Here is an 8,073-nt window from a genome sequence, read left to right as displayed (position 1 = left end):
TTTTCCGGGGGCCCCATCCCATGCCTTCCAATCGTGTGTGCGTCTGGTCCTTCTGTGGGGGAACCGCTCTGGCCTTGCTACAGACCGAATCCCGCCCCCCCGCCTTCGAGCCGTGCGGGTGGTCAGCAGCTGAGGACGGGGCCCGCCCAGTCGGCGTGGTCGCTGATGGTGCCGTCGCCGCCGTCGGTGACCACGAGGCGCAGCTCCTCGGCGCCCGTCAGGTCGGCGGTGAGGTGCCTGGGGGCCGACGTCACGGTCATCAGGCCGCTGTCGGCGACCTTGACGGCGTCCTTGTAGATCTCGAACGAGACGCTCGCGCGGCCGCTCGCCTCGGCGTCCACCCCCACGTCGGTGGTGAGCGAGGTGCAGGAGCCGCCGAGGAAGTAGACCACCTGGCTGAGCGCGTTGACGCCCAGGCCCTTGGCGTACGTGGTGCCCGCGATGGTGATGGTCCGTCCGTCCCGGGCCTGGTTCTCGCCGTTGCTCATGTCCTTCTCGACCGGGCCCCAGCTGTTGCCGGCGGAGGCCCAGGCGAGGTCGGAGAGCTGATGGGCACCGGCGGCCGGACCGCTGCCGCAGGCGAGCCGCGGGCCCGCCCAGTCGGCGTGGTCGTAGCTGGTGCCGTCGCCGGCGTCGGTGACCACCAGACGGACGGTGGTGGCGCCGGTGAGGTCGGCGGTGAGGTGTCTGGCGGGGTCCTTGCCGGTCATCGGCCCGCTGTCGGCGGCCAGGGCGGCGTCCCTGAAGATCTGGAACCTGACCGAGCCGTTGCCGTAGGTCTCGTCGTCGATCCCGACGTCGGTGACCAGGTTCCGGCAGGCACCCCCGAGGTGGACGCCGACCTCGCTGGGCGCGTGCACGCCCAGGCCCTTGGCGTACGCGGCGCCGCGGATGGTGAGGGTGTGGCCGTCAGCGGGCTGGATGTCGCCGTTGCTGCGGTCCCGCTCGACCGGTCCCCACTGGTTGGTGGCGGTGCCGAACGGGAGGTCGCTCAGCTGGGTGACCCCGGTGGGCGGGGGGACGGGCGAGCCCGGGGTGACCCGGAACATCGCGGTCCCGTGCCCCGGCACGACGGCGCTGACGGTCCCGTCGCCGGCGCTCGACTTCTTCGACCAGAGGTCCTTGACCTTGTAGGTCTTCGCCCCGGCGATGCCGAGGGTCCGTGCGGTCGCGGTGATGGTGGCGTCGTAGGAGCCCTCGTTGGTCAGGGTGACCGCCCGGCCGCCGTCCGCCAGGGGCTTGGACATCACCACCAGACCGTTCTCGCTGGAGACCACCGAGCCCTGCCGGCCGAGCGGGTCCTGGTCGACCGCGATCACATCGGTGTTGGTCAGTATGGCCAGGGTCTCCGGGGAGGCGGTGCGCAGATCGGTGCCGATCATCAGGGGCGCGGCCATCTCGGCCCAGAGGCTGAAGTGGGTGCGGTACTCCGTCGCGCTCATGCCGCCGTTGCCGACCTCCAGCATGTCGGGGTCGTTGAAGGCCCCGGGCTTGGCGTAGTCGGCCAGGCCCTGGTTGGCCTGGGCGATGGCGATCATGCTGTCCCAGGTGTCGTCGATGTCGCCGGTGGTGCGCCAGGAGTTGCCGACCGGCGGGGCCCACTCCCACGGGCCGGTGCTGCCCCACTCGCAGATGCTGTAGAGGATCGGGCGGCCGGTCGCCTTCAGCGCGTCGCCCATCGCCCGGTAGCGGGTCCTGGCGTCGACGCCCTGGTTGTGGCAGTTGTCGTACTTGAGGTAGTCCACTCCCCAGGAGGCCCAGAGCCGGGCGTCCTGCTGCTCGTGGCCGAGCCCGCCGGGGAAGCCGTTGACGTCGCAGGTGTGGTCGCCCGCGCTGGAGTAGAGGCCGAACTTGAGCCCCTTGGCGTGGACGTAGTCGGCGAGCGCCTTGATGCCGTGCGGGAAGCGGACCGGGTCGGGGACGAGGTCGCCCGCGGCGTCGCGCTGCGGCTGCGCCCAGCAGTCGTCGAGGTTGACGTACTGGTAGCCGGCCGCCTTCAGGCCCTTGCTGACGAAGAGGTCGGCGATGCCCTTGATCATGGCTTCGTCGAACTGGGCGCCGCAGTGCGTGGAGTTCCAGTTGTTGAAGCCCATCTGCGGCGTCAGGTTGAGGCCGTTGTCCAGGGCCAGCGCCGGCGGTGCGGTGGCGAGTTGGAGGCCGACGGCGAGGGCGCCGCCACCGGTGAACAGGGTCAGGGCGGTCAACGCCGAGGCCAGGCGGCGCGGCAGTTCCGTGCGACGCGGCCGTGCGGTGCGGCGCGGTGGTGCGGTGCCGGGGGAGCGCAAAGTTCCTCCAGAGAAGGGGTGTCGGGTGGGACGGGGCCCCGGCTCCGGCGCTGCGCCGGAGCCGGGAGACGGGGGAGCCTCCGGCGGACGGCGCGTCAGGAGAGCAGGCTCCAGGACTGCCCGACCAACGATCCGTCGGGCGGGCCGGTCACGACCGGGGAGGTCGCGGCGGTCTGCGGCGCGGAGAGGACGAGACCGGTGGCGACGTTGGTGATGGTCAGCGCGCCTGTCGTGGTGCTCTGGACGACGCGCCACTTCTGGGCCGGGTCGGCGGGGTCCCAGGCGTTTCGGACCCGGGCGGGCTGACCGGCCACGGCGGCGCCGGTCAGCGTGCCGTGGTGCTGCGTGTCGGTGTAGCAGTTGTCGGTGATGCGCACCGTGCCGTCCGGGTTCGGCGCGAAGTTCCACTGCTCGGAGGTGTGCCAGCTCCACCAGGTGTTGATGTCGGTGGGGGAGCCGTCGGGGGCGCCGCAGGTGCCCTGGACCTCCAGGGCCTGGCCGCCGGTGCCGCCGGCGCTGATGCCGTGGTAGCGGCCGTCGCCGATGACCGCGGCCGGCCCGGTCCCCGGCAGCGGCTTGAGGCGGTACAGGACGACGCCGTGCGGCTCGACCTGGGCGCCGAGCGCGCCGGTCACGTTGCCGGTGGCGCCGGTCCAGAGGTCCTTGGCCGAGTAGCCGGGGCCGGTCAGGCCGAGCTCGGCGAGCGTGGTGGAGACGTTCCGGTAGCCCGCCGGGTCCTGGTTGACCAGCAGGACGGCGGTGTCGCCGTCGGCGAGTTGCCGCTTGAGGACGATCGGGGCGGTGCTGCCGGCGGGCGGGGCGCCGACCAGGGTGGCGGGCCTGGTCAGCCGGTCCTGGTCGATCGCGATGACATCGGTGTTCTTGTAGACGGCCAGCTGGTCGGCGGTGATGCCGGTGGACCAGGTGAGGCCGTCCCGGGTGTGCCGGGAGTCCGCGGCGGTGCGCAGGTCCGCGCCGGAGATGAGCGGGGAGGCCAGCATGGCGAGGATCGACATCTCGCCGCGCGACTCGGTCACGGACATCGGCTTGTGGCAGGGGCAGGTGTCGGTGACGCCGTACACGCCGTACGGGTTCTGCCAGCCGGCGAACATCATGTCCAGGTCGTTCCAGCTGCCCGGCCGCACGTTGCCCGGGTACTTCAGGGCGGTCTGCAACTGGCCGTTGTAGAGCACGCCCTCCAGGTCCGGGCCGCGGTCGCCGCCGATCCGGCAGAGGTTGGCGACCTGTCCGCACCAGACCCCGGTCGGGGCGTAGCCGGGGGCCTCGAACGCGGGGGTGCCGGCCGCGACCACCACCGGGTCGGTGCGGGCCGGGTCGTCACCGGCGAGCAGGTAGGGGACCCCGCTGTGCACGGGTTGCGCGGAGACGCTGAGGGTCACCCGCGGGCGGCCCTGGGTCCGGGAGGCGGCGTCGAGGGCCTGCTGGAAGTCGCGCACCCGGGCGTAGATGGACCGGGTCAGCTCCCTCCCCTCGCCCTGGGTCCAGTAGTTGTGGCCGTCGGGCCCGATGATCTGCGGTCCGTAGGGGCAGTCGTCGTACTTGACGAAGTCCACGCCCCAGGCGACGAAGTCGGCGGCGTCGGTGGCCTCGTGCCCCAGGCTGCCGGGCCGGCCCTGGCAGGTCGTGTAGGTGTCCGTGGCGTAGAGGCCGAACTTCATGCCCTTGCTGTGGGCGTACCAGGACAGGTACTGGATCCCGTTCAGGGTCTGCCCGTTGACGGTGTGCGCGGGGTAGCGGGCCGGATCGGGGACGAGGTGGCCGGTGGTCAGGTCGAATCCGGTGCCGTCCGTCCCGCTGGTGGGGTTGCGGTTGGCGTCGTAGAGCTGCATCGCGCCGTAGGCGGTCTTCACCAGGTCGGTGGTCTGGCCGTCGCGGTGGCCGAGCGACCAGCCGTCGTCGATGGTGACGGTGTCGTAGCCGGCCTGGACCAGCCCGTTGGCGGCCATGAAGTCGATGGTCTGGAGGACCTCCTCCTGGGTCACTCCGGTGCCCAGCGTGTTCCAGGAGTTCCAGCCCATCGGCGGGGTGAGGGCGAGTCCGTTGTCCAGGGCCGCCGCGGGGGCGGCCGTCCCGAGGACGACGGTGCCGAGCCCGGTCGCCGCGAGGGACAGCGCGACGAGGGCACGGGGCAGCGCTCGGCTCAGTGCTCGGGGCACGGCTCGGCGCAGGGGTATCCGCATGGGCGCTCCAGAGTGCGCGAGGAGGGTGGGGGATCGGCAGTCCGCTGCCGTTCGTTTCTGTTCGAAAGTCTCAACAGAAAGCAACGCAGCAAAGAGAAGCACACGTGCTGGCCGTCCTCAAGTGCCTTGCGCAGACTCGTCCGTGACGGTCGCTCGGCGTGGCCCGGCACGGGAGAACCCCTTGCGCGCCGCGTTGAGTCACAGGTTGATCTCGGCGCGACGGAGCTCTTGACGGGAGGGTGCCAAGTCATGTGACATTTCACATGACGTTGAAATCCGTTTGGTTCTGATTACTTGTCAGGCATCCGCTTGACCCCGGCGTGCCCGGCGCCACCCTCGATTCCCGCCTGCGCCGATACCGGGTTTCCCGGCCGGCACGAAGGAGCGTTCCATGAGTCGACACACCGTCGACAGGCTCTCCGTCGCCAAGCCGAACGGCCCTGACGCGGGCGCGCGTCAGGGCCGTGAGCACCGTGCGGGCGATCGGGGCCGCCGGGCCGGTCGCGCGGCCGGGGCGGGGTGGGGGATTCCCGGTGTGCTTAGGATGAGATGACTTGCTGTCAGGACGAGTGGGGATTTCATGCGGGACGATGCGATGACCGGCTGGTCGGGGCCGGTGGCGGCGGGGGAGTGGCAGCCGCCGGCGGAGCTGAACACCGGCACCCCGCACCCGGCCCGGATGTACGACTACTACCTCGGCGGGAAGGACAACTTCCCGGCCGACCGGGAGGCCGCCGAGAAGGTCATCGCGGCCATGCCCGACGCCCGGCTCGGGGCCCGGATCAACCGTGAGTTCCTCGGGCGCGCGGTGGAGTTCGCCGTCGGCCGGGGCGTCCGCCAGTTCCTGGACATCGGTACCGGGATCCCGGCCGTGGGCAGTACCGCGGAGGTCGCCCACCGGGTGGCTCCGGACGCCCGGGTGGTCTACGTCGACAACGACCCGATCGTGCTCACGCACGCCCGCGCCCTGCTGGCCTACCACCCGGCCGGTCACACCAGCGTCCTGCACGCGGACCTGCGCGACCCGGAGGCGATACTGGGGGATCCGGGCCTGAAGGAGGCGCTCGACCTCTCCCGGCCGGTGGCGCTGATGCTGGTGGCGGTGCTGCACTTCGTCCGGGACGAGGAGGGCGCCGCCGAGACGGTGGCCCGGCTGCGGGACGCGCTGGCGCCGGGCAGCATGCTGATCCTCTCGCACGGCACCCAGGACTTCATGACCGCCCGGGCGGCCGCCGAGACCACCGAGGTCTACAGCCGCGCGAGCTCGCCGCTGGTCCTGCGGGCCCAGGAGGAGGTCCGGGAGTTCTTCGGCGACTTCGAGCTGGTCGACCCCGGCCTGGTCCAACTGCCGCTCTGGCGGCCGCAGGCGGAGCTCCCGCCGCGCTGGCAGGAGGCGGCCCCCGCCTACGCCGGAGTCGCGGTCAAGCGCTGACCGGTCCTCGGAGCCGCACGGTGTCCCCCGCGTCGAGACGCGGGGGACACCGGCGTTTCCGGACCCGGCGGGCGCCCGTCAGCCCATGCTCTTGGAGCCGTCCAGGGCCTCGCGGAGGATGTCCGCGTGGCCGGCGTGCTGCGCGGTCTCGGCGATCAGGTGCAGCAGGACGCGGCGCGCCGACCAGCGCGCGGAGGCCTCGAACCAGGGAGCCTTCGGCAGCGGCTGCGAGGCGTCCAGGTCGGGCAGGACGGCGACCAGCTCGTCCGTGCGGCGGGCCGCCTCGGCGTAGTCCTCCAGCACACCGGCCAGGGTCTCGCCGGGCAGCAGCCGGAAGTCGTTGTTCCGCCGCTCCCAGTCGGCCTCGGTCATGGTGGTGAAGTCGCCCATCGCCGAGGGCCCTTCCAGGATGAAGGCCGTCCAGGCGCGCTCGACGCTCGCGACGTGCTTGATCAGACCGCCCAGGCAGAGCTCGCTGACGGTGGTCCGGCGCCCGGCCTGCTCGTCGGTGAGGTCACGGGTGGTGAAGCGGAGGAAGTGCCGCTGCTTGCCCAGCGCCTCCAGCAGCTCCGCCCGCTCCCCGCCGGCGGCGGCCGCCGCGGCCTGCTCGGGCGCGGTCGCGGTGGTGGTGGTGTCGGTCATGGTGTCCGCCTTCGTCGTTCGTTCTCCGTTGCCGAGAACCAAGGTAGGAGCCATCTGGGTCAGGTCCTGTCCTAGTGCCGCACCGGAGTGGGGCGAGTTCCGCGGAGCGGCGCACGGGGCGCGCGTGGTGGCCCGCACCGATACGGGGACGTAACGCCTTTACCGGAACCTGACGGTATCGATGAAGGGATGAGACCCCTTCCTGACAGAGGTCTGACGATCCGTCCGTAGCGTGCCGGACATGTCGATAACCCATGGTCGAACCAGTCGCCCCGACGGCCGGACCCACAGCCGGGCGCGCACCCGCGCCGTGCCCCACTCCGTCCACCGCACCCTCCCCCGGGCCTTTCCCCGCACGTTCGTCGCCGCGGGAGCCCTCCTGCTGAGTACCGTCGCGGCCGTCGTGCTGCTGCCGAACACGGCCCTGGCCGCGGCGCCCAGCGGTCAGGAGTCCGTCACCGCGCACGCCGGCGCCACCACCGATCAGGAACGCGGCCGGATCGACACCTACTGGACGCCGGAGCGGATGAAGCTGGCCGGTGCCATGGTCCCCGAGATCACCCCCGTGCCCGAGGACGACGACACGGCCGACGATCCCCGGCCGCTGCCCGCGGACACGCCGGACCCCGGCGGCGTCTGGACGCACGGCGGCGCGGTGAACAGGAGCGTCGGCCGGCTCTTCTTCACCTTCAGCGACGGCTACGACGGCAGTTGTACGGCAACGGTCGTCACCAGCGCCAACCGCAGCACCGTCATCACGGCGGCGCACTGCCTGCGGGGCGTCGGCGCCCCGGCCGCCGAGGACACCTGGCACCACAACCTCTACTTCGTGCCCGGCTACCGCAACGGGACGAAGCCGCTCGGCGGCTTCGTCATCAGGAGCGCGGCCACCTCCTCCCGTTGGGACGCCGACCCGGGCGGCACGACCTCGGCCGACCTCGCGGTGGCCGGCTACGACACGGGCGTCCTGGTCGCGCACCGTTCCGCCGACGGCCGACGGATCGCGGACGTCACGGGAAGTCAGCGGATCGCGTTCACCCGGCCGGTCGAGGGCGAGTTCGTCCACACCTTCGGCTACCCGAAGGACCGGCTCAACGACCCCGGCGCCAAGTACGCCGGATCCCGCATGATCCACTGCGCCGGACCGGCCCGGCCCGGCACCGCGGCCCCCCTGCTGTGGGGCGAGCCCTGCGACATGGGCCACGGGGCGAGCGGCGGCCCGCACTTCGCGACGTTCGACACCAGGACCGGCACCGGTACGGTCGTCGGCGTCACCACCACCTCCGAGGACCTGGCCGGCGGCCCGGCCGCCACGCTGTACGCCACCCGCCTCGGGGACAGCGCCCACCGCCTCCACACCTGGGCGCAGACCCGCCCGGCCTGACCACCGCGGGGGGGGGGGGGAGGGGGGGGGGGGGGGCGGGGCCCCGATGAGTGTTGGTGGCGTCGCAGAGCAAGGGGGGGGGGAAGGAGACGACGGGGGTGGTGTGCACGGGGGGGTTTTTGGCTGACC

Annotated in this window: 5 protein-coding genes; 2 read left to right on the top strand and 3 right to left on the bottom strand. The window is 72.3% G+C overall.

The annotated features are described in order from the left end of the window. Positions 1-122: 122 nt before the first annotated feature. Complete coding sequence (locus ACZ4UX_RS36875) at positions 123-2,204, bottom strand: NPCBM/NEW2 domain-containing protein (protein WP_465709855.1); 2,082 nt, start codon at positions 2,202-2,204, stop codon at positions 123-125. 176 nt (positions 2,205-2,380) lie between these two features. Then, positions 2,381-4,486 carry an alpha-galactosidase gene (locus tag ACZ4UX_RS36870; protein WP_465709854.1) on the bottom strand — a complete coding sequence of 702 codons (2,106 nt, stop codon included), beginning with the start codon at positions 4,484-4,486 and terminating at the stop codon, positions 2,381-2,383. Positions 4,487-5,066: 580 nt separating this feature from the next. Here ACZ4UX_RS36870 and ACZ4UX_RS36865 point away from each other — a divergent pair. Continuing rightward, entirely contained in the window at positions 5,067-5,918 is an 852-nt protein-coding gene (locus ACZ4UX_RS36865; RefSeq protein WP_329485677.1) for an SAM-dependent methyltransferase, read from the top strand. Positions 5,919-5,996: 78 nt separating this feature from the next. On the opposite strand, the gene ACZ4UX_RS36860 is transcribed toward ACZ4UX_RS36865, so the two are convergent. Then, positions 5,997-6,560 (bottom strand): DinB family protein, encoded by a 564-nt coding sequence (locus tag ACZ4UX_RS36860; protein ID WP_465709853.1) that lies wholly within the window; start codon positions 6,558-6,560, stop codon positions 5,997-5,999. A 241-nt stretch (positions 6,561-6,801) separates the two neighbouring features. Between ACZ4UX_RS36860 and ACZ4UX_RS36855 the strand changes: the two genes are divergently transcribed. Further along, a complete protein-coding gene (locus ACZ4UX_RS36855; protein ID WP_465709852.1) occupies positions 6,802-7,944 on the top strand; it encodes a trypsin-like serine peptidase in 1,143 nt (380 codons plus the stop codon). The last annotated feature ends 129 nt before the right edge of the window (positions 7,945-8,073 follow it).

Source organism: Kitasatospora sp. NPDC028961 (assembly GCF_055564815.1).
Note: the sequence above shows the minus strand (reverse complement) of the source record. Positions and strands in the feature narration are given on the sequence as shown.

Coding starts and splice junctions, on each gene's coding strand:
- ACZ4UX_RS36870 (WP_465709854.1), bottom strand. CDS start 4,486: ATGCGGATACCCCTGCGCCGAGCCGTGCCCCGAGCACTGAGCCGAGCG.
- ACZ4UX_RS36860 (WP_465709853.1), bottom strand. CDS start 6,560: ATGACCGACACCACCACCACCGCGACCGCGCCCGAGCAGGCCGCGGCG.
- ACZ4UX_RS36855 (WP_465709852.1), top strand. CDS start 6,802: ATGTCGATAACCCATGGTCGAACCAGTCGCCCCGACGGCCGGACCCAC.
- ACZ4UX_RS36865 (WP_329485677.1), top strand. CDS start 5,067: ATGCGGGACGATGCGATGACCGGCTGGTCGGGGCCGGTGGCGGCGGGG.